The sequence below is a fragment of the Pseudomonas sp. NPDC089547 genome (genome assembly GCF_050280665.1).
Lineage (GTDB): Bacteria > Pseudomonadota > Gammaproteobacteria > Pseudomonadales > Pseudomonadaceae > Aquipseudomonas.
The window spans coordinates 1-22,157 of record NZ_JBNNVS010000020.1 but is presented as its reverse complement, the minus strand read 5'-3'; the positions used below and the strand labels follow the sequence as shown (position 1 = coordinate 22,157).

At 62.2% G+C, this 22,157-nt stretch carries 17 protein-coding genes and 1 pseudogene; 7 read left to right on the top strand and 11 right to left on the bottom strand.

Going from position 1 to position 22,157, the window contains the following annotated elements; translation table 11 throughout:
• Positions 1–53: 53 nt before the first annotated feature.
• The 3 genes from ACQKPZ_RS15570 to ACQKPZ_RS15560 all read right to left on the bottom strand — a co-directional run bounded on the left by ACQKPZ_RS15570 (position 54) and on the right by ACQKPZ_RS15560 (position 1,726).
• A complete protein-coding gene (locus ACQKPZ_RS15570; protein ID WP_427539570.1) occupies positions 54–764 on the bottom strand; it encodes an AraC family transcriptional regulator in 711 nt (236 codons plus the stop codon).
• Between the two features lie 168 nt (positions 765–932).
• Complete coding sequence (locus ACQKPZ_RS15565) at positions 933–1,199, bottom strand: cupin domain-containing protein (protein ID WP_427539753.1); 267 nt, start codon at positions 1,197–1,199, stop codon at positions 933–935.
• Positions 1,200–1,282: 83 nt separating this feature from the next.
• Positions 1,283–1,726 (bottom strand): acetyltransferase, encoded by a 444-nt coding sequence (locus ACQKPZ_RS15560; RefSeq protein ID WP_427539567.1) that lies wholly within the window; start codon positions 1,724–1,726, stop codon positions 1,283–1,285.
• Between the two features lie 560 nt (positions 1,727–2,286).
• Here ACQKPZ_RS15560 and ACQKPZ_RS15555 point away from each other — a divergent pair.
• The 4 genes from ACQKPZ_RS15555 (at position 2,287) to ACQKPZ_RS15540 (ending at position 7,406) form a co-directional block, all read left to right on the top strand.
• Positions 2,287–3,213: a LysR family transcriptional regulator gene (locus ACQKPZ_RS15555; RefSeq protein WP_427539564.1), complete on the top strand. Its 927-nt coding sequence runs from the start codon at positions 2,287–2,289 to the stop codon at positions 3,211–3,213.
• Positions 3,214–3,364: 151 nt separating this feature from the next.
• Positions 3,365–3,865: an RNA polymerase sigma factor gene (locus tag ACQKPZ_RS15550; protein WP_427539561.1), complete on the top strand. Its 501-nt coding sequence runs from the start codon at positions 3,365–3,367 to the stop codon at positions 3,863–3,865.
• Between the two features lie 52 nt (positions 3,866–3,917).
• Complete coding sequence (locus ACQKPZ_RS15545) at positions 3,918–4,856, top strand: FecR family protein (RefSeq protein WP_427539558.1); 939 nt, start codon at positions 3,918–3,920, stop codon at positions 4,854–4,856.
• A 114-nt stretch (positions 4,857–4,970) separates the two neighbouring features.
• Positions 4,971–7,406, top strand: coding sequence for a TonB-dependent siderophore receptor (locus ACQKPZ_RS15540; RefSeq protein ID WP_427539555.1), 2,436 nt, complete (start codon positions 4,971–4,973; stop codon positions 7,404–7,406).
• 4 nt (positions 7,407–7,410) lie between these two features.
• Here ACQKPZ_RS15540 and ACQKPZ_RS15535 read toward each other — a convergent pair whose 3' ends face one another.
• The 6 genes and pseudogenes from ACQKPZ_RS15535 to lysA form a co-directional block, all read right to left on the bottom strand.
• Positions 7,411–7,836: an NUDIX hydrolase gene (locus tag ACQKPZ_RS15535; RefSeq protein ID WP_427539552.1), complete on the bottom strand. Its 426-nt coding sequence runs from the start codon at positions 7,834–7,836 to the stop codon at positions 7,411–7,413.
• 210 nt (positions 7,837–8,046) lie between these two features.
• A pseudogene (locus ACQKPZ_RS15530) lies at positions 8,047–8,304 on the bottom strand (HIT family protein); the annotation flags it as partial.
• 94 nt (positions 8,305–8,398) lie between these two features.
• On the bottom strand, positions 8,399–10,885 hold the full coding sequence (locus ACQKPZ_RS15525; RefSeq protein ID WP_427539549.1) for a TonB-dependent siderophore receptor: 2,487 nt from the start codon (positions 10,883–10,885) through the stop codon (positions 8,399–8,401).
• Between the two features lie 112 nt (positions 10,886–10,997).
• Positions 10,998–11,933 (bottom strand): FecR domain-containing protein, encoded by a 936-nt coding sequence (locus ACQKPZ_RS15520; protein WP_427539546.1) that lies wholly within the window; start codon positions 11,931–11,933, stop codon positions 10,998–11,000.
• Between the two features lie 5 nt (positions 11,934–11,938).
• Positions 11,939–12,439 (bottom strand): sigma-70 family RNA polymerase sigma factor, encoded by a 501-nt coding sequence (locus ACQKPZ_RS15515; protein ID WP_427539543.1) that lies wholly within the window; start codon positions 12,437–12,439, stop codon positions 11,939–11,941.
• A 244-nt stretch (positions 12,440–12,683) separates the two neighbouring features.
• A complete protein-coding gene (gene lysA / locus ACQKPZ_RS15510) occupies positions 12,684–13,916 on the bottom strand; it encodes a diaminopimelate decarboxylase (RefSeq protein ID WP_427539540.1) in 1,233 nt (410 codons plus the stop codon).
• A 123-nt stretch (positions 13,917–14,039) separates the two neighbouring features.
• Here lysA and ACQKPZ_RS15505 point away from each other — a divergent pair, with 123 nt between their 5' ends.
• Positions 14,040–14,945, top strand: a complete 906-nt coding sequence (locus ACQKPZ_RS15505) for a LysR family transcriptional regulator (RefSeq protein ID WP_427539537.1) — start codon at positions 14,040–14,042, stop codon at positions 14,943–14,945.
• 113 nt (positions 14,946–15,058) lie between these two features.
• On the opposite strand, the gene ACQKPZ_RS15500 is transcribed toward ACQKPZ_RS15505, so the two are convergent.
• Entirely contained in the window at positions 15,059–15,412 is a 354-nt protein-coding gene (locus tag ACQKPZ_RS15500; protein WP_009684028.1) for a hypothetical protein, read from the bottom strand.
• A gap of 274 nt (positions 15,413–15,686) precedes the next feature.
• On the opposite strand from ACQKPZ_RS15500, the gene ACQKPZ_RS15495 reads away from it, so the two are divergent.
• The gene (locus tag ACQKPZ_RS15495; protein ID WP_427539534.1) at positions 15,687–20,552 is read left to right on the top strand and encodes an NAD-glutamate dehydrogenase; all 4,866 of its coding nucleotides are present in this window, start codon (positions 15,687–15,689) and stop codon (positions 20,550–20,552) included.
• A gap of 166 nt (positions 20,553–20,718) precedes the next feature.
• Here ACQKPZ_RS15495 and ppsR read toward each other — a convergent pair whose 3' ends face one another.
• Positions 20,719–21,537 (bottom strand): posphoenolpyruvate synthetase regulatory kinase/phosphorylase PpsR, encoded by an 819-nt coding sequence (ppsR, locus tag ACQKPZ_RS15490; RefSeq protein WP_427539531.1) that lies wholly within the window; start codon positions 21,535–21,537, stop codon positions 20,719–20,721.
• 192 nt (positions 21,538–21,729) lie between these two features.
• Here ppsR and ACQKPZ_RS15485 point away from each other — a divergent pair.
• On the top strand, positions 21,730–22,157 hold a 428-nt coding region (locus tag ACQKPZ_RS15485), incomplete at its 3' end, for a PEP/pyruvate-binding domain-containing protein (protein ID WP_427539528.1).

Below are 22,157 nucleotides of genomic sequence, written 5' to 3'. Positions count from 1 at the left end.
GTATCGCTGCCGCAAGCGGGACAACCCTGCGCGCAATCGGGACAAGCTGAGCTTCAGTATCCGCGGGTGGAAATGTTCTGCCAGTCGCTGGGGGCGTAGCCGAGTATGCGTTTGAACATGGCAGCAAAGGCGCTGGCGCTCTGGTAGCCATGCTCCAGTGCGACGTTCAGGATCGGTTGGCCCTGTGCCAGGCATTGCTGGCTGAGCATCACCCGGGCCCGGGCGCGCCATTCGCCATACGACATGCCCACCTCGCGCTGGAACAGCCGCGCCACAGTGCGGGCACTCATGTTCAATTGCTCGCCGCATTGTTCCAGGGTCAGGTCCTGGGCCGGGGCCTGCAGGAAGCGCTCGCACCAGGCCCGCAGCCGCGCCTGTTGCGGCAACGGCACAAAGGCATCGATGCGCCTGGCGGTGGCCAGTTCGCACTGGATCAGCGCCCGCACGTGTTGGCCGTCACGCAGGTCAAACAAGCGGGAGGCAGCCAGGATCAGTTCGTGCAGCAGGCCGGACACCACGATCACCTGGCAGCGCTCGACGCGTGCCTCAAGCAGCAAGGTACGCATGCACACCACGCCCTCCATGCGGATGGCATGGTTGACCCCGGCGGGCATCCACAAGGCGTGCCCGCCGGGGATCACCCAGCTACCGCCGTCGCTGCTGACCCGCATCACGCCGCTGGCGGCGTAGATCAGCTGATCTTCGGCGTGGCAGTGGCTGGCGACCTGATCGCCGTGCCGGTAGTCCATTTCCAGTGCTTGCATGCGGGGCATCCTCGGTATTGGATCCGATTATACGGTGGTTGAGTGATGCCCAGTTGCTAAGCGTTGCAGGATAATGGCTTTGGGTGGCTTTTTTTGGCTTTATGCAAGCTTTTAGAGATTAAAAATTGCTACTGATTCGGATTCTATGAGCTTTGGTGCCGATATTTTTCAGATCCAGACATCATTCATGGCAGTACGCTCACCCCCTTCATGCCCAGTGTTCAGAACGCCTCGCGGCTCGATCATCATCAGTTTCGCCTCACCTTGGGCTGCCGTCCGATGCTCGATGCCACGGGGCACCACATACAGCTCCCCCGGATGCACATGCACGCAGCCATCCGGCAGGTCGATGCGCAGGGTGCCTTCGAGCACCAGAAAGGCTTCGTCGGTTTCCGGGTGTGCGTGCCAGATGAATTCGCCTTCGATGCGCTCGATCCCACCCGGCTAGGCGCTGCGAATGACCCAGTCGGACGGCGGTTTGGGGAGGCTTTGCGGTCCATCGCGGTATGTATTCCTGATCACGACTGGGTGGGCAAGCTCATGTGCAGCAACGGGAATGGCCGGCCTTCGCCATCCAGTGGTGAGCGGCCTGTCTGGATGAAACCGTAATGCCGGTAGAAGCCCACAGCTTGCGGGTTTTGCTCGTTGACGTCGACGCTCATTGCAGTGCGCGATTGGTGCCCGAAGTCCAGCAGCGCGCGGCCGATGCCTTGCCCATGAAGGTCGGGGTCGACGAAGAGCATTTCCACGTGATGCTCGTTGAAACCGATGAAGCCCTGCGGCTGGTCATCCGTGTCGACTGCTACCCACAACTCGACGGCCGGGAAGTAGATATCGCGCAGTTGTGGCAGCAACGCGTCGATGTCGGCGGGTTGCAGAAAGTGGTGCGTAGCGCGCACGGCGCGCAGCCAGATGTCGAGCAGCTGCGGGTAGTCGGCAGCGATGCCTTGGCGAATGATCATGAGGTCATCCTGAATGTATTGATGGCGGGTGGGCGCGCGAGTGAGTGGCGGCCATGCAAGGGTCGGCATCATGAATGACCGCTTCGCGAATCAACGCCTGGGCGGTGCACGGCAGGGAGGCCGGAAGGGAAGAGGCGGGAAGAGTACCCGGATTGTGTTGTGTGGGGCAATGCAGCCTGAGCCGGGCCTGAGAGATTGACCGCCAGTACCGGCCCTTTCGCGGGTGAACCCGCTCCCACAAGTGCAGCACTACCCTCAAGCCTGGTGCGGTACCTGTGGGAGATTCTATGGTTTCTGGCAATGGCATCAGGGTTGCCAGGTGCTCGCCACAGCATCTTCAGCGCCTGGGAGACCGAGCGCCGCGCGTGCGGCGCTCGGTCTCCCAGGCGCTGCATATCTTGTGGCTAACACCTGTAAGCCCTGATGCGATCTCTCTGTGGGAGCGGGTTCACCCGCGAAAGGGCCGACGCCAACGGTACAAGTCCGCACCTTTGACGCGACCAGGATTACTGTCAATGCTGCAACTGTACCCGCAAAACAAGCATGGCCTGGGAGCGCCAATGAACCGAAACGAACTGCGCAAAGCCGATATCAACCTGATGGTGGTGTTCGAAGCCCTGATGCAAGAGCGCAACCTCACCCGTGCGGCAGAAAAACTGTTCATCGCCCAACCCACGGTCAGCGCCGCGCTGGCCAGGTTGCGGGCGATGTTCAACGACCCGCTGCTGATCCGCGTGGGCAACCGCATGGAACCTTCGGCCAGGGCAGAAGAAGTGATCAAGTACCTCACTCCGGCGCTGGATGCGATGTCCATCGCCCTCAGCCTGTCCCACGATTTTGACCCGGCCACCAGCAACATGACGTTCCGTATCGGTTTGTCCGATGACGTGGAGTCGGGCTTGCTGCCGCCACTGCTGCGGGCCCTGCGCGTAGAGGCGCCGAACGTAGTGGTGGTTGTGCAGCATGTGGATTACTGGCGCATCCCGGACTTGCTGGCAGCGGGCGATGTGACGGTGGGCATCAGCCAGACCAAGGGGCTGCCGGCCAACGCCAAACGCAAGGTGCTGCGGACCATGCAGGGCAGGGTAGTACGGGCCGACAAGTCAGCAACGCCCTTGTCGCTGGATGAGTTCTGCACCCGCCCGCACGTTCAGGTATCACCGACCGCCAACACGCACGGCGTGGTCGATGACTGGCTGAAAGAGATCGGCCGCGAACGCAAGGTGGTGTTGTCGGTGCCGCAGTTCAGTTCGTTGCCCGCGATTCTGGCAGGCACCGACCTGCTGGCCTGCTGCCCGGATTACGCCGCGCACGGCATGGAGCGCTGGGGCAACCTGCAGGCCGAGACGCTGCCATTCGAGGCGGCTGCACTGGAGCTGGCCATGGTCTGGTTGAGCACCACCGACAGCGACCCTGCGGAACGCTGGTTGCGTAGCCGCCTGGAGCAATACATGGGGGGCGAGCGTGAAGTGACTGTCGGGCTCTAGCCGCGATCACCTCTGCTGCGCATCGTGAGGTGCGCTTACTGCCTTCCTCGATCTGCGAGGCGCAACCAGGCTAGAAATGTAGTTGAGAACCGTTAGCAACAAGTGCTACCGTGCCGCCAATTTCCCCGCCGCTGTGCAGGATGCTTGGCGAATGCCGCAAGACCGCGACCCGTTGACATCGACGTTCCTGGAGAACCGCGAAGCGCTGAAAGCCTATTTGGTGCGGCACTTCGGCAACGTCACCGTGGCTGAGGACCTGACCCAGGAAACCTGGTTGCGGGTGGCCAGCCGCAAGGTGGGCGAGCGCATCGGCAACCCACGTGCGTACATCTTCCGCATTGCACGTAACCTGGGCATGGACATACGCCGTCGCGAAGCCTTGGGTATTGAGGTGCAGGCCGATCCGGTAGTAGTCGAGATGATCCCCGATGGCAAACTCGACCCGGCCCGTAAGAACGAACTCAGCCGTGAACTGCAACGGGTCATGCAGGTGATCGACGAACTGCCACCACGCTGCCGCGAAGTGTTCATCCTGTGCCGTATCGACGGCCTGGACCACCAGCAGGTCGCTGAGCGCCTGGGTATTTCCAAAAGCACCGTGGTTTCGCAGATGGTAAAGGCCATGCAGCGCATCGAGAAGGCAATGTCGTGAAAGGCTGGTTACACTGCGCACGTTTTCACTGCCACCTGCCCGCGCTGTCATGATGAACGAACACGATTCGGATACCCCCCTGGACCAGGCACTTGAATGGTGCGTGCGCCTGCAGGACGCGGGTGTAACACGGGCCGAGCAGGCAGCCTTTACTCGCTGGCTTGAGGCTGACCCAAGCCACTCGGTGGCCTGGCAGCGGGCCCAGCAGGTGTGGCGTGTTTCCGGGGTGGCGGGCAACGCCCATGTGGCTGCCAGCTCAGCACAGCGTCAGCGCAGGCCCCGGCGCTTTTCGCTTGGCTTGGCCAGTGCTGCGGCAGTACTGCTGGCAGTTTCGGTGCTTGTCCTTTCGCCAGCCCGCTGGGCGGATTACCGCACCGAGGTGGCTCAGGTGCGCAGCTGGACGCTGGACGACGGCTCGGTCGTGCAGTTGGCGCCGCAATCTGCACTGGATGTGCGTTATAGCGCGGGTGAGCGGCGCCTTGTTCTGCACAAGGGCGAGGCCTGGTTCAAGGTGGCGCCCAACCCGACACGGCCCTTTGTTGTCGAGGCAGCAGGTGGTGATGTACGCGCCTTGGGCACCGCGTTCGACGTACAGGTGCTGGAGGACGGCGCGAACGTAACGGTGACCGAGCACAGTGTGCGGGTCAGCCGTGCGGGGCAGCAGGCCGAGGCCGGGGAGGGCCAGGCCTTGCACTATGGCGCACAGGGTATCGGCGCATTGCGACGGGTTGATCCCGGTCAGCAACTGGCTTGGCGTGAGCAACGGCTGGTGTTCAGCGACGAACCATTGACCCAGGTGTTGCAGCGCCTGCAGCCCTATTCCCGGGCGCACCTGCTGCTGACGGACAGCAGCCTTGCCCAGCTGAGGGTCACGGCAGCAGTGCAAGCGCGTGAGGTCGATGCGGCGTTACAGAGCCTGCAAGTCATCCTGCCGATTCGTGTCACCACGGTAGGCCCGTGGCTGACCTTGGTTCGCCCCGTTCAGCGCTGATTGAAAAAAACTGAAAATCAGCGTCGTTGTGTTTTACCGGTGGTCCGTCATTAGTGTTGATCGCAAACGAGAATGAGTTGCGAGTACTGCCATCAGGACGGACTGGAAATTCGAATGCCCACCCCTAGCACCCCCATCAAGCCCTTGCTGCTGGTCAGCGCCTTGAGCTGCGTTTGCATGTTTACCGCCCTGCCGCAAGCACACGCGGCCAGCCCTACGCAGACGCAAACCCGCACCTACAGCATTGCTGCTCAGCCGCTTGAAAACGCGATCGCGCAGTGGTCCGCCAGCAGCGGCATCCAGCTGTTCGCTGACGGTGCGTTGACCCGCGGCAAGACCAGCACCGCCGTGAACGGCGAGTACACCGCCAGTGGCGCGCTGCAGCAGTTGCTGGCAGGTACCGGCCTGAGTTTCGTCCTGGCCGATGGCAACCGCGCCTATCTGCAGCAACGCAACGAAAGCGAAGCGGCGGTGCAGTTGGGCGCAACCACCATTCAGGGGCAGGGGCTGGGCATGGTCAGCGAGCAGACCGGGTCTTACACCACCGGTACCATGCAGACCGCGACAAAGCTGCCGATCTCGGTCCGCGAAACCCCGCAGTCGGTGTCGGTCATCACCCGCCAGCGCATTGAAGACCAAGGCATGACCACCCTCAATGATGTGGTCAGGAACGCGCCGGGTTTGACCCTGACCCAGTGGGGGGCCGAGCGGCCGCGTTTCAATTCCCGCGGGTTCGGCATCGAAAACATCATGTTCGACGGCCTGCCCGTTGCGTACGAAGAGGCGTCGTTGTCCACGGGGGCACTGGCCATGTACGACCGTGTCGAGATCGTTCGCGGCGCGGCAGGCCTGATGGAGGGGGCCGGATTGCCCTCAGGCTCGATCAACCTGATCCGCAAGCGGCCTACGGTTCAGCCACAGGTCATGCTTACCGGCAGCCTTGGCAGTTGGGACAATCGCCGTTTCGAAATCGATGCGGGCTCTTCACTCAATACCGACGGCACGCTGCGAGGTCGAACGGTATTGAGCTACCAGAACAAGAACGCCTTCACCGATGATTCGGGCAATGAACGCACCCTGCTGTACGGCATTCTCGAAGCCGACCTGAATGACGACACCACGGTCAGCCTTGGCCTGTCTTACAGTGATGAAAATAACCCGGGTGCCGACTGGAATGGCCTGGGTACCTACCCTGACGGCAGCTTCCTGCCTGTGTCTCGCTCAGACCGCATGAGCCCATCCTGGTCCTACTGGAACAAGGAAAGCAAAACGGTATTCGCCGATATCGAGCACCGCTTCAATAACGGCTGGAAGGCTAAAGGTGCCGCCACCTACATCACCAGTGAAATGAACATGATGGGCACCTTCCTCGCCAATCCATCGGTAGATGCCAGCGGGAACCCGAGCATGTCGTTGCGTGGCGGCAAATACGACTACGAGCGCGACCAGTCCAGCATCGATGGCTACCTCTCCGGCCCCTTCGAGCTTGGTGGGCGGTCCCATACGCTCGTAGTAGGTGCCAGCCATCGTGAAAGTGACTGGGATGATCGTGGCGGCCCGTTCGTGACGAACGGCAATTATGAGTTGGCACTGTTCAACCCCATCACCTGGGACCCGGACTCCGTGTCCAAACCGGTCGGTGTCGACATGACCCTGTACAACCGTCAGACCGAAGTTGAGCAGAGCGGGGTCTACAGCACGGCGCGCATCAGTCTCGCCGAGCCGTTGACGCTTATTGTCGGTGGGCGTATCGATTGGTATGAGCAGGAGATCAAGAACGCCTCGCATTTCAAGGCAACCCGTGAAGTTACCCCGTATGCCGGCCTGGTGTATGACCTAAACGATACCTACTCGGTGTATGCCAGCTGGACACGGATCTTCCAGCCGCAGAATCTGGAAACCGCAAGCGGCACCCTGCTGGAGCCGATTCAGGGCACCAACTATGAGATCGGGCTGAAAGGTGAGCATTTTGGCGGTCGGCTCAATACCAGCGTGGCTCTGTTCCAGATCGACCTGGAGAACCTGCCTGATCAGTTGCAGGCCAGCCAGTGCCAAGGCGGCACCACCCTCTGTTACGAGTCGGCAGGTGAAATCCGCAGTCGAGGTGTCGAGTTTGAAGTCACGGGGGCATTAACCGAAAACTGGCAGATGTCTGCCAGCTACACCTACAACACGGCTGAACGCATCAAGGACACCACGTACAGCCCGATTGGTTCATTCACCAAAGGCAAACGCTACGGCACCAATCTGCCGGCCAACCTGTTCAAGCTGACGACGAGCTACCGGTTGCCGGGTGTGATGGACCAATGGCGAGTGGGGGGCGCGGTCCGCTCTCAGAGCCAGACCTATACCCAGTACGGCGTGCAACAGGGGGGCTACACGCTATATGACATGTTCACCCGCTTTGACGTGAACGAAAACCTGCAACTCAACTTCAACCTCAATAACGTGTTCGACAAGCGCTACTACTCGTCGATCAGTTCCACGACCGGCAGCAACTTCTTTGGCGAACCGCGCAACTTCCTGGCTACCGCCCGCTACAGGTTCTGATGGCTCAAATCAATGGCGTACGCGTTTTCAGGGCCTCGCACAGGAATGCCAACGCACGCTGAAAAACCGGGTGGCAATCGGCAAAGGGTAGCTCGTCGAGCGAGGCCCAGAAGAACGTGAACAGGTGGCCATGGTCATCCTGGGTCTGGTGGGACCACTGCTCGGGCAGGGCATTCTCCACCTGGCACAGGTGAAACGACCACACCTGGCCAAGATGCTCTGCATCCCAGCAGCCCAGGTCTTGAACAACCTGGGCGTTGGCGATGCCGGACTCTTCACTCAGTTCACGCAGGGCGGCCGTGGCGGGTGTTTCACCCTTTTCGATGGTGCCTTTCACCAGTTGCACACCGGCCAGCGGGTGGCGGAACAGCAGGATTTTTCGAGGCAGCGTGGATGAAAGGACTACGGGGCAGGCCTTGTTGGCGCGCATGGGTGATTTCCATATTGGCTAATAGATTCCTGTGGGAGCGGGCGCGCCCGCGAACCAGGCAACGCAGTGGATGGCACCGGCTCTGCCGGTGTTCGCGGGCTTGCCCGCTCCCACAGAGATTGCGCGAGCTTGAAGATTTTGAATAAGACAGTTGCTCCCACAGGGACAGCGGTGCGCTCACGGGCTTTGTTTTCTGCGCGACAGCGGGGACTACAAAGTTTTTTGATTTCCTGCCGGGAATGCCCTGCGCAACAAGGCAATGGCTTCATCCACCGAGCACCCTTGTACCGCTGGCGGCTCAGGGCGCTCACAAAACTCACGCCAGATGAACAGCGTCAATTCGGCACCATCAGTCTGTGGCTGCGCTGCTTGCGTCCAGCCAAACGCTTGCAGCGCCCGGTATCGCTCATCCGCCCAGAACAGCGCCTCGACCCAATCGTAGACAGGAATGAAATGAAAGTGAATGACGTACCCCGCGTCGCATCCTTTCAGGCCCCGAGGGCAAGGCGGTAAGGCTACAGCAATGCTGATGCCTTGCGCGATGCCCCCTGGTTGGTCAGCCTCAGAACGCCCCTTGCAACGTCACCATGAAGTTACGTGGTTCGCCATAGAAGTTGCCCCACGCCGGCGCGCCGATGGTGGAGTAGTACTTCTTGTCGAACAGGTTGTTGCCATTGAGGGCAACCGTCCAGTTCTGGTCCAGGCGGTACTGCACGCGGCCGTTCCACACGGTATAGCCGGCCTGCTCGACACGGGTACCGCGGGTAGTGCGGAAGTTTTCGCTCTGGCTGTTCAGGCCGGCGCCAAGCGTCCAGCGTTCAAGTGCGCCGCCCAGTTGGTAGTCACCCCACACCTTGAGCATGTGCCGCGGGATGAAGCTGGAGGTAAAGGTCAGCTCGGTCGGGTCGGTGTCTTCGATGGTTTTCAGGTATTTGGTCTGGGTGTAGGTGTAGCCCGCCAGCAGTTGCAGGCGCTCGATGGGCGAGCCGCTGATTTCGGCTTCGAAACCCTGCGCGCGGACCTTGCCGCTGTCGGTGTAGCAATAGCCGTCGCCTGACGGGCAGGTTTCGATGTAATCGGTTTCTGCGCGGTGATTCTCGATCGTGCGGAACAGGTTGAATGACGTATTCAATGCACCCTCAAGCAGTTCGCCCTTGATGCCGATCTCGTAGTTGGCACCGGTCTTGGGCTGAAGGGGCTGCCTCTGGGCGTTCACTTTGTCGCTCTGCGGTTGGAAAATGTCGGCGTAGCTGGCGTAGGCGGTCCACTGGTCATTCAGGTCGTACAGCACGGCGGCGAACGGTGTGACCTGGCCGTTTTCCTGGCTGCGGTTGTTTACCCAGTATTCATAGCGCTGAGTGTAGGAGTCGCTCTTGTTGCGGTACCAGCTCACCCGTGCACCCAGCACCAGGGTCAGTGGTTCTGCCAGTTTCAGGCGCAGGTTGGCGTAGGTGCCGTACTGGGTGGTGGTGGAGTCGGTTGGAATGCTACCGCCACGCAGGGGGCTGACCAGGTAATCAGCCTTCGCCGGGTGAGGGAAGTCTGCCGAGGGGTCGAGCGGATTCTGGCTGCCGCTCAGCGCCATCAGTGCAAAGTAGTCATGGGTTTTCTGGCGGCTGGCGTTGGCACCGATGATCAGTTCGTGCTGCAAGCCGAAGGCTTCGAACTTGCCGTCGACGTAGCTATCGAAGCCGTAGTCGTCCTGGTCGTAGTCGAAGCGCCCGGCATAGCGGCCCATGCTGGCGCTGGTGGCGCCGACCGGTACCGAACCTTCGGAGTAACCGTATTCGATGTTCTGATTGTTGTGGGTGTAGACCGAGGCAAAATTCAGTGTCCAGTCTTCGTTGAAACGGTGCTTGAGATCGGCAAAGCCGGTAATGCGCTGGCTTTGCAGGTCGTTCCAGCTGGCACCCAGGCAAGTGGAGCGGGACAGCTTCAGGTCGCTGCCATCGGCGTAGCGGGGCAGGCCGTGGTAGCACGGCGTGGCATCCACATCCTCGTACGCCAGGCCAAAGCCCAGGGTCGTGTCGGCGCTGACGTCCCAGTCGATGGCACCGTACAGCACCTGGTCCTGGCGCTTGGCGGTGTCGTAGAAGTACTGGCGGTCTTGCAGTGCTGCCACGGCGCGGCCACGCACGGTGCCCGAGTCGTTCAGCGGGCCGCCCACATCCACCTGGCCACGGTAGTTGTCCCAGCTGCCGGCAGACAGGGTGACGGTGGTAGCGGCCTTTTCCTGGCCACGCTTGCGTACGAAGTTGACGCCACCGGCCGAGGAGCCGGAGCCCTTCATCATGCCGGCTGCGCCCTTGAGGATTTCGACGCGGTCATAGAAGGCCATGTCGCTGGAAAAGCTGTTGGCCTGCACGTAGTTGCCGCCCACGTCCAGCGGGACGCCGTCATACTGATACTGGCCGTCGAGGTTGAAGCCGCGCGAGTAGAAGTACTTGCCGCCCATGGGTGAGTCGTAAATGGTGATGCCCGGGGTCTTGTCCAGCACCTGCTCCAGGGTGTTGAGGTTCTGGTCGTCGAGCATCTTGCGGGTCATGACGGTGACCGACTGCGGGGTTTCCTTCAGGGTGTGCACACCCTTGCCAATGGTCACGGCGCGGGCGGTGTAAGACTGAGTACCCTCGCTGGTCGCGTCCAGCCGGTTGGCGTCGATGTTCAGTGGCCCCAGTTCCATCGCTGTGCCGTTATCCGAAGGCACCAGCACGTAACCGCCATTGCCCTGGCGTTGTGCCTGCAAGCCGCTGTTGCCCAGCAGGCGTACCAGCCCCTCCTCGACGCTGTAGCTGCCCTGCAGGCCTGCGCTGTTGAGGTTGCGGGTTTGCTCGGTGTCGAACGAAATGGTTACACCCGCCTGCACGCCAAACTGGGTGATGGCGTTGCCCAGCGGGCCAGCGGCGACGTGGTAGGCAGCCTGGCTCTGGGCCATGGCATGGGCAGGCGTCAGCAGCAAGGCTGGCGCGCTGGCCAGGGACATGCCGAACAACACCAGGCGCACAGCCTGGCTCAGCTTGGTTGCAGGGGTGAGGTGCAGGTGGGGCATTACGTGATCCTTCCGAGTCATGGCAGAGAGCCGCTGTCGTCGCGGCTTGTGTCAGGGACGGACGAGAATCGAAATCAGCAAGATTTCACTGAAAGTTTTTTTCACCCGTTGCTCAGGCAGGCTCCACGCTGACCCAGTAGCGGCTCAGGTAACGCACGTTCACGGGCAGGGTTTTCGGCAGGTTGGCCAAGGCGATGTCGGTGTCATCAATGCGGAATGCCCCGGAAATGCTCATGGCCTGGATCGACGGGGCACAACGCAACACGCCTGGCCGATAGCGCCCCAACTCTTCGATGAAGTCGCCCAGGCGCCAGTCGTTCACGCTCAGCATGCCTTGTAGCCAGGCTGTGGAGTCGGCTGGCAGGGCATGGGCCACGGTAAAGTCTTGCGGGTCAAAGCTTGCTTGCTGGCCGGCCTGCAACTGCAGCACGCGGTCCGGGTAGCGCTGTGGACGCACCTCGACGCTGGCTTGCAGCACCCCCACGCGTGTCTGCTGCACAAGCTTGCGGACGCTGAACTCGGTGCTGCGTGCAAGGACGCTGCCGTCATCGGTGTGCACGATGAGCGGGCGCTGCTGAAGATCGCCGAGCGGGCGCACCAGGATTTCACCTTGGTACAGCTGGATCGTCCGCACTTTCGCATCAAAGCGCACATCCAGCGCGGTATCCACGTTCATTTCCAGTTGCGAGCCATCCTCCAGTTGCACGGCGCGCCGCTCGCCGGTACCGGTACGTTGTTGGGCCATCAGGGCGCGATAGGGCACCTGCTCGGCTGCCAGCCAGCCACCGCCGCCCATGGCCAGCAGCAGGCCCAGCACTTTCAGCACATCGCGCCGCTGCGCCTGAGCCGCGCCCAGGCTGGACAGTGCCGCCTGGGGCGGCACCATGGCCCATTGTTGCTGGAGCTTTTCAACGCGGGCCCAGGCCGCGGCATGCTGTGGGCTGGCCTGCAACCATTGCCGCCAGGCGTGGGTACGGGCTGCGTTGCTGTCGCCATCGTTGAGCTGCACGTACCAGGTGGCAGCGGCTTCCAGCGTCTTGATGTCCATGCCGTTCAGCCTTCGACTGCCAGCAGGCAGCGGGTCATGGCCTTGATCAGGTGGTTCTTCACCGTGGTGACCGACACGCCGAAGCGCTCGGCTGCGGCGCCGTAGGTCAGGCCTTCCAGCTGCACGGCAAGAAAGATGGCGCGGGTCTTGGGGCCGAGTTCGTCCAGCAGGTTGTCCACGGCCACCAGCATTTCGATGATCGACAGGCGGATTTCAGGCGATACCTCCACCGGCTCCGGGCGCAGGGCCAGGGCTTGCAGGTAGGCCTGTTCGATGGTGCGGCGGCGGACCTTGTCGATCAGCAGCGAGCGGGCGATGGCGCTGAGGTAGCTGCGCGGTTCGCGTATTGGCAGCTGGTTGCGCGCGGTCATCACCCGCAGGAAGGTGTCGTGTGCCAGGTCGGAGGCATCGGCGGCATTACCCAGGCGGGCGCGCAGCCAGCCCTTCAGCCAGCTGTTGTTCTCGCTGTACAGCTGGTGCAGGGCCTGGGGATCGAGCGTCGACATGGCGTCAAATTCGCAATATGAATAGGAATTGATCGCATTGTTAGGGGCGGATGCCTCGATTGCAAGAGGCTCGGCAGTGGTGGCGGGCCTGCGCGGTTGTTGTAGGAGCGGCCTTGTGTCGCGAAAGGGCCGCAAAGCGGCCCCGGCAATTCTGCGGTGATACGAAGATTCTAGGGGCGCTTCGCACCCCTTTCGCGACACAAGGCCGCTCCTACAAGGGACCGCGCATGCTTGGAGACGGTGTTTAGAAACCTGCTTCCAGCTCTAGCAGGTCCTGCACGGTCTGGCGCCGACGGATCATGCGCAGGGCACCGTTCTCGATCAGGAACTCCGGCAGCAACGGCCGGCTGTTGTAGTTCGACGACATCGACGCGCCATAGGCCCCGGCATCGTGAATCACCAACAGGTCGCCCACCTGAGCCTGAGGCAGGTCTTGCGGGGTCAGCTCCTGGTCGTCCTGGGTGAACACGTCACCCGACTCACACAACGGCCCGGCCACCACGGTCGGCTGCCGTGGGCGGTCCACCGGCTGGCCGTTGGCATCGAGCAGGGTCATGCCGTGGTAGGCGCCGTACATGGCCGGGCGCATCAGGTCGTTGAAACCGGCGTCGATCATCACGAAGGTATTGCGCCCCACCTGCTTCACGGCGCGCACTTCGGCCACGAGGTAGCCCGACTCGGCCACCAGGAAGCGCCCGGGCTCGATTTCCATGCGCACGGGGTGGCCGAGCATTGCTTCGATTTCCTTGCGCGCCACCGCCCAGGTCCGGGCGTAACGTTGCAGGTCGACTGGTTTATCGGTGCTGCGGTACGGGGTGGACAGCCCGCCGCCGATGGAGAAGGCCTCGATATCCACGCCCAGGCGGCCGATCAGCTCGATCATCGAGCGGGCCACCTGTTCCAGGTGCTGGTAATCCACCCCGGAGCCGATGTGCATGTGCACGCCCACCAGGTGCAGGCCATGGGCCTTGATCACCGCCAGCGCTTCGTCCAGCTCTTCGTGCCAGATGCCGTGCTTGCTGTTTTCGCCGCCGGTATTGGTCTTGCGGCTGTGGCCATGGCCAAAGCCCGGGTTGATGCGGATCCATACGCGGTGGCCGGGCGAGCGTTCACTCAGTTGGCGCAGCATGTCGATGGAGCCGGCGTTGACTTCGATCTTTTCTGCCACCACCCGCTCCAGGGTTGGCCGGTCCAGCGCGTCGCAGGTCAGCACCACGCCGGCCGGGTCGCCCTCGACGCTGGCACCTGCTGCAAAGGCCCGCTCCATCTCGCCCAGGGACACCGCGTCCAGCACCAGGCCGTGGGCGCGCATCAGGCGCAGCACATGCAGGTTGGGGTTGGCTTTCTGGGCGAAGCGCACAGTGTCGAACACCTTCAATTGCTCGACACGTTCGGCGATGGTGCTGGCGTCATACGCCCACAGTGGTGAGCCGTGCTGGCGTACAGCCTCGGCCAGGAGGGTGAAGGGTGCAGTCATGGTGGCACTACTCATATAAAGAAGACCACGAGAATGCGCTAACGCAGGAATTCAGAAAAATAGCTATTTTTCTATCAGCTATTCATATCTGATATACCCATTGCCGACTCATCAGGTACCCCCGTGAAACTCTCCGTCCGCCATATCGAAGTGTTCCGCGCCATCATGGCCGCTGGCAGCGTCACCGGTGCGGCACGCCTGTTGTTCACCTCGCAGCCCACGGTCAGCCGCGAACTGGCGCGGCTGGAACAGGTAACCGGGTTGAACCTGTTCGAGCGCGAGGGCGGGCGCCTGGTGGCAACGGCCCAGGCGTTGCTGTTGATCGAAGAGGTCGAGCGCGCCTACGTGGGGCTGGAGCGGATCGACCGCTTTGCCCAGGCCATTCGCAATTTCGAGCAGGGCCGGCTGGCCATCACCTGCCTGCCGTTGTTTTCCCAAACCCTGCTGCCCAAGGCCTGCCAGCGCTTCCATCAACAGCACCGCGGCGTGAGCGTGAGCATCCTGGCGCAGGAGTCGCCGTTGCTGGAGGAGTCACTGGTGGCCCAGCAGCATGACCTTGGCCTGACCGAGGTCGAACAGATACCGCGCGGTGCCTATGGCGAACTGTTGTTCAGCGCCAACATGGTGTGCGTGTTGCCCGAGCACCACCCGTTGCAGGCCAGGGCCGAACTGGAACTGAGCGACTTTCACGAGGTGGACTTCATCAACCTGGCCAGCCTGGACACCTATCGGCAGCGCCTGGACCAACACTTTCGCGCGGCGGGGGTGAACCGCCGCACGGTGATCGAAACCACCAGTGCCGCCTCGGTGTGCGCCATGGTCAGGCAGGGGTTGGGGGTGGCAATCATCAACCCGCTGAGCGGGCTGGAGGCGGCGCAGGGCGGGCTGCCGATCCGCAGTTTGCGGGTGTCGGTGCCGTACCAGGTGATGTTGATCAGGCCGGATCATAGGCCTGCTTCGGCGGCGGTGGAGCCGTTTTGCGAGGCGTTGCGGGCGCAGGCTAAAGAGATGCAACAAGCGCTGGCCTGATCACTGTGGGAGCGGGCAAGCCCGCGAAGCAGGCGACGCGGTGGATGGCACGGGCTTCGCCCGTGTTCGCGGGCGAGCCCGCTCCCACAGAGGTCGCGCTGGTGTTCAGTCAATCACAGCTCGCAGACGAAGGTGCCAGTCCCGGCCAGGATGTTCTCCAGGGTTTCCTTCACTTCATCCAGGTCGCTCAGGTCGCTGGTCAGGTTGATCTCCAGCACCTCGTCGCCCTTCAGCGCATCGCGGTCGCCGGCCGCCACTTCGATCAGCAGGCGCTTGGCGCTCAGGGTCACTTTCAGCCCGTCCAGGGTCGATGGCTCGTCATCCAGGGTCAGGTCGACGGTGTCTTCGTCCGGGTAGCGGGTAAGCAGAAACATCTGACCCTTGTCGCTGTGGCAGCACAGGGTCGCCATGTTGTCTTCCTCGTCATCGCAAGGGGTGGCGAAGAGCAGGGCGGTGTTGATTTGCATGAGCAGGCTCGGATCAAAGGAAACGGAAGGGAATTCTGACAGTCTTGGCTACATGCATAAACGTAAAGTTACCGCCCCTTGACCGAAATTGTCGCAGCGCTGCAAGCCTTGATGACCGATCAGTCGTTAAGCTTCGCCCAGCCCTGGGCGTGCCTGCGCACGTTCAACGTCTGGTTTTTACCGTCCGCCTTGCCACGGGTTGGCTATCGTTGATCCGTACACGGCGCACGCAGCGACGCTTCAACTATTACAAAGCCCAAGCGGAGTACCACAGATGGCGTTCTTCACCGCAGCCAGCAAAGCCGACTTCCAGCATCAACTGCAAGCGGCCCTGGCGCAGCACATCAGCGAACAGTCCCTGCCACAAGTGACGCTGTTCGCCGAGCAGTTCTTCGGCATCATCTCTCTGGACGAACTCACCCAGCGCAGGCTTTCCGACCTGGCCGGCTGCACCCTGTCAGCCTGGCGCATCATCGAACGTTTCGACCCTGAATACCCGCAAGTACGGGTGTACAACCCCGATTACGAACGCAATGGCTGGCAGTCGACCCATACGGTGGTCGAAGTGCTGCACCACGACCTGCCGTTCCTGGTCGACTCGGTGCGCACCGAGCTCAACCGCCGCGGCTACAGCATCCACACCCTGCAAACCACCGTGCTCAGCGTACGCCGTGGCGCCAAGGGCGAGTTGCTGGAACTGCTGCCCAAGGGGACCCAGGGCGAGGGTGTACGCCACGAGTCGCTGATGTACCTGGAGATCGACCGTTGCGCCAATGCCGCCGAGCTGACCGTGCTGGCCCGCGAGATCGAGCAGGTGCTGGCTGAGGTGCGGGTAGCCGTCGCCGACTTCGAACCGATGAAAGCCAAGCTGCGCGAAGTGGTGGGGCAGGTGGAGCAGACCGCCTTCGGCCCTGCCCAGAACGAAAAGGGCGAGGTCAAGGCCTTCCTCGAATGGCTGCTGGACAACCACTTCACCTTCCTGGGCTATGAAGAGTTCACCGTCAAGGGCGACGCCGATGGCGGCCAGATGGTCTACGACGAGCAGTCGTTCCTCGGCCTGCCGCGCCGCCTGCGCGTGGGCCTTACGGCCGAAGAGCTGCGCATCGAAGACTACGCCGTGGCCTACCTCAACGAGCCGCTGCTGCTGTCGTTCGCCAAGGCCGCGCTGCCCAGCCGCGTACATCGCCCGGCCTACCCGGACTACGTGTCGATCCGCCAGCTGGACGCCGACGGCAAGGTCATCAAGGAACACCGCTTCATGGGCCTGTACACCTCGTCGGTGTATGGCGAAAGCGTGCATGCCATCCCCTATATCCGCGTGAAAGTGGCCGAAGTCGAGCGCCGCTCGGGCTTCGACCCCAAGGCTCACCTGGGCAAGGAACTGGCCCAGGTGCTGGAAGTGCTGCCCCGCGACGACCTGTTCCAGACGCCAATCGACGAGCTGTTCACCACCGTCATGGCAATCGTGCAGATCCAGGAGCGCAACAAGATTCGCGTGTTCCTGCGTAAGGATCCGTACGGCCGCTTCTGCTACTGCCTGGCCTACGTACCGCGGGAAATCTACTCCACCGAAGTGCGGCAGAAGATCCAGCAGGTACTCATGGAGCGCCTGAAGGCCAGCGATTGCGAGTTCTGGACCTTCTTCTCCGAATCGGTGCTGGCCCGTGTACAACTGATTCTGCGGGTAGACCCGAAAAACCGCATCGACATCGACCCGCAGCAGCTGGAGCGCGAAGTCATTCAGGCGTGCCGTTCGTGGCATGACGACTACTCGGCGCTGGTGGTGGAGAACTTCGGCGAAGCCCAGGGCACCAACATCCTCGCCGACTTCCCCAAAGGCTTCCCGGCCGGCTACCGTGAGCGCTTCGCTGCGCACTCGGCAGTGGTTGACCTGCAGCATGTGCTGAACCTGTCGGAAAGCAAGCCGCTGGCGATGAGCTTCTACCAGCCGCTGACCCAGGTGGGTGAGCGCATCCTGCACTGCAAGCTGTACCACGCCGACACCCCGCTGGCGCTGTCCGATGTGCTGCCGATCCTGGAAAACCTCGGCCTGCGCGTGCTGGGCGAGTTCCCCTACCGCCTGCGCCATGCCAGCGGCCGGGAGTACTGGATTCACGACTTCGCCTTTACCTACAGCGAAGGCCTGAGCCTGGATATCCAGCAGCTCAACGACACGTTGCAGGATGCCTTCATTCACATCGTGGGTGGCGATGCCGAGAACGACGCGTTCAACCGCCTGGTGCTCACCGCCGGCCTGCCATGGCGTGACGTGGCACTGCTGCGCGCCTACGCCCGTTACCTGAAGCAGATCCGCCTGGGCTTCGACCTGGGTTACATCGCCAGCACCCTGAACAACCACACCGACATCGCCCGCGAGCTGACCCGGTTGTTCAAGACCCGCTTCTACCTGGCGCGCAAGCTCACCCAGGACGATCTGGATGACAAGCAGCTGCGCCTGGAACAAGCGATTCTGACCGCGCTGGATGACGTGCAGGTACTCAACGAAGACCGCATCCTGCGGCGCTACCTGGACCTGATCAAGGCCACCCTGCGCACCAACTTCTACCAGCCGGACGCCAACGGCCAGAACAAGTCGTACTTCAGCTTCAAGTTCAACCCCAAGCTCATCCCCGAACTGCCCAAACCGGTGCCCAAGTTCGAAATCTTCGTCTATTCGCCGCGCGTCGAGGGTGTGCACCTGCGCTTTGGCAACGTTGCCCGTGGCGGCCTGCGCTGGTCTGACCGCGAGGAAGACTTCCGCACCGAAGTGCTGGGCCTGGTAAAAGCCCAGCAGGTGAAAAACTCGGTCATCGTACCGGTAGGCGCCAAGGGCGGTTTCCTGCCGCGCCGTCTGCCACTGGGCGGCAGCCGTGACGAGATCGCCGCCGAAGGCGTGGCGTGCTACCGCATCTTCATTTCCGGCCTGCTCGACATCACCGACAACCTGAAGGACGGTGGGGTGGTGCCGCCGGCCAACGTGGTGCGTCATGACGATGACGACCCGTACCTGGTGGTGGCGGCCGACAAGGGCACCGCAACCTTCTCCGACATCGCCAACGGCATTGCCATCGACTACGGCTTCTGGCTGGGCGACGCCTTTGCCTCGGGCGGCTCGGCCGGCTACGACCACAAGAAGATGGGCATTACCGCACGCGGCGCCTGGGTGGGCGTGCAGCGCCACTTCCGTGAGCGCGGCATCAACGTGCAGGAAGACCCGATTACCGTCATCGGCGTGGGCGACATGGCCGGCGACGTGTTCGGCAACGGCCTGCTGATGTCCGACAAGCTGCAACTGGTGGCGGCGTTCAACCACCTGCACATCTTCATCGACCCCAACCCTGAGCCTGCGTCCAGCTTTGCCGAGCGCAAGCGCCTGTTCGACCTGCCGCGCTCGGCCTGGAGCGATTACGACACCAGCATCATGTCTGAAGGCGGCGGCATCTTCCCGCGCAGTGCCAAAAGCATCGCCATCAGCCCGCAGATGAAAGAACGCTTCGCCATCGAAGCCGACCGGCTGACCCCGACCGAGCTGCTTAACGCGCTGCTCAAGGCCCCGGTGGACCTGCTGTGGAACGGCGGCATCGGTACCTACGTGAAGGCCAGCACGGAAAGCCACGCGGATGTCGGCGACAAGGCCAACGATGCGCTGCGGGTAAACGGCAACGAACTGCGCTGCAAGGTGGTGGGCGAGGGCGGCAACCTGGGCATGACCCAGCTCGGTCGGGTCGAGTTCGGCCTGAGCGGCGGCGCCACCAACACCGACTTCATCGACAACGCCGGCGGCGTGGACTGTTCCGACCACGAGGTCAACATCAAGATCCTGCTCAATGAAGTGGTGCAGGGTGGCGACATGACCGAGAAGCAGCGCAACCAGCTGCTGGGCAGCATGACCGACGAAGTCGGCAACCTGGTACTGGGCAACAACTACAAGCAGACCCAGGCGCTGTCGCTGGCAGCCCGCCGGGCCCGCGAGCGGATTGCCGAGTACAAGCGCCTGATGGCCGACCTGGAGGCCCGTGGCAAGCTGGACCGCGCCATCGAGTTCCTGCCTTCCGAAGAGCAACTGGTGGAACGCCTGGCCGCCGGCCAGGGCCTGACCCGCGCCGAGCTGTCGGTGCTGATCTCGTACAGCAAGATCGACCTCAAGGAGCAACTGCTCAAGTCGCTGGTGCCGGACGACGACTACCTCACCCGCGACATGGAAACTGCGTTCCCGCCGTCGCTGGTCAGCAAGTTCGCCGAGGCCATGCGCCGTCACCGTCTGAAACGCGAAATCGTCAGCACCCAGATCGCCAACGACCTGGTCAACAACATGGGCATCACCTTCGTCCAGCGCCTGAAGGAGTCGACTGGCATGAGCCCTGCCAACGTGGCCGGGGCCTATGTGATTGTGCGCGACATCTTCCACCTGCCGCACTGGTTCCGCCAGATCGAGGCCCTGGACTACCAGGTGCCGGCAGAAATCCAGCTCACCCTGATGGACGAGCTGATGCGCCTGGGCCGCCGTGCCACGCGCTGGTTCCTGCGTAGCCGCCGCAACGAGCAGGACGCCGGGCGTGACACCGCGCATTTCGGGCCGAAGATCGCGCAGCTGGGGCTCAAGCTCGATGAGCTGCTCGAAGGGCCGACCCGCGAACGCTGGATGGTGCGTTACCAGGGCTTTGTCGAGGCCGGGGTTCCAGAGCTGCTGGCGCGCATGGTGGCCGGTACCAGCCACTTGTACACCTTGCTGCCAATCATCGAAGCGGCCGACGTTACCGGCCATGACCCGGCGCAGGTGGCCAAGGCGTTCTTCGCCGTGGGCAGCTCGCTGGACCTGACCTGGTACTTGCAGGAAATCAGCAACCTGCCGGTGGAAAACAACTGGCAGGCGCTGGCCCGCGAAGCCTTCCGCGACGACATCGACCTGCAGCAGCGGGCAATCACCATTTCGGTATTGCAGATGGCCGATGCGCCTGAAGACATGGACGCCCGCGTGGCGCTGTGGACCGAGCAGCATCGGGTGATGGTGGAACGCTGGCGCGCCATGCTGGACGACCTGCGCAATGCCACAGGGACCGATTATGCGATGTACGCGGTGGCCAACCGCGAGCTGGTCGACCTGGCCATGAGCGGGCAGGCGGCGGTGGTGCCGTCCTGAGGCCTTTAGTGAGGTAAAACAAAGCCCCGGCAGCGATGCCGGGGCTTTTTTGTAATCCTGTGCTGGCCTCTTCGCGGGCATGCCCGCTCCCACAGGAATACGTCAGGCCCGAGGGCAGTGGTGTACCTGTGGGAGCGGGCGCGCCCGCGAAGAGGCCGGAACAGGCTTACTTGAACCGCCGCTCCACCCCTTTCTCCACCAGGATCTTCGCCGAAATCTCCTCCACCGAAAAATGCGTGGAATTGATGTTGGGAATGTTCTCCCGGCGGAACAGGTTCTCCACCTCGCGCACTTCGAACTCGCACTGGGCAAAGCTGGAATAGCGGCTGTTGGGCTTGCGCTCATGACGGATGGCGGTGAGGCGGTCGGGGTCGATGGTCAGGCCGAACAGTTTGCTGTGGTGCTTTTTCAGCACTGCCGGCAGTTGCAGGCGCTCCATGTCGTCTTCGGTCAGCGGATAGTTGGCAGCGCGGATGCCGAACTGCATGGCCATGTACAGGCAGGTAGGGGTCTTGCCGCAGCGTGATACCCCCACCAGGATCAAGTCGGCCTTGTCGTAGTAATGGGTGCGTGCGCCGTCGTCGTTGTCCAGGGCGAAATTCACCGCCTCGATGCGTTCCATGTAGTTGGAATTGCCGCCAATCGAGTGCGATTTACCTACGGAATACGACGAATGGGCGGTCAATTCCTGCTCGAGCGGGGATAAAAACGAAGAAAAGATGTCGATCATGAAGCCGTTCGACGTTGCCAGGATCTCGCGAATGTCCTGGTTGACAATGGTGTCGAAGATGATCGGGCGTACCCCGTCACGCTCGGCCGCAGCGTTGATTTGCAGGACCATGGTCCGCGCTTTTTCCGGCGAATCGATGTACGGACGGGTGAATTTGTTGAACGGAATGCTCTCGAATTGCGCGAGCAGACTCTGGCCCAGGGTTTCGGCAGTGATACCGGTGCCGTCGGAGATGAAGAACGCGGTTCGTTTCATTTGCGATCTGGGCCTTAAGCTGATGAAGATTCTTGGATATGATAAGTTCGGTTTGCCGAATGCGGCTGTCGTCATTCTGCCACATTTGCAGAGCCTATTTTCCAGGTACAGGCCACAAACGCCCGGCCAAGTCACAGAAGACAGGCGGGCGCCTTTTTGAGCTTTTCCAACACAGTTAGTGGAGAGATCACCTTGGTAGAGTACGTAGTTTCCCTCGATAAGCTCGGCGTCCATGATGTGGAGCATGTGGGGGGCAAGAACGCATCCCTGGGCGAGATGATCAGTAACCTCGCAGGTGCCGGGGTGTCCGTGCCGGGCGGCTTTGCCACCACGGCGCAGGCGTACCGTGACTTCCTCGAGCAGAGTGGCCTGAACGACAAGATTCACGCCGCGCTCGACGCGCTGGACGTGGATGACATCAACGCCCTGACCAAGACCGGCGCGCAGATCCGCCAGTGGGTCATGGAAGCCGAATTCCCGGCACGTCTGGATTCGGAAATCCGAACCGCCTTCGCCGCCATGGCCGCCGGCAACGACAACATGGCCGTTGCCGTGCGCTCCTCGGCCACCGCCGAAGACCTGCCGGACGCCTCGTTCGCCGGCCAGCAGGAAACCTTCCT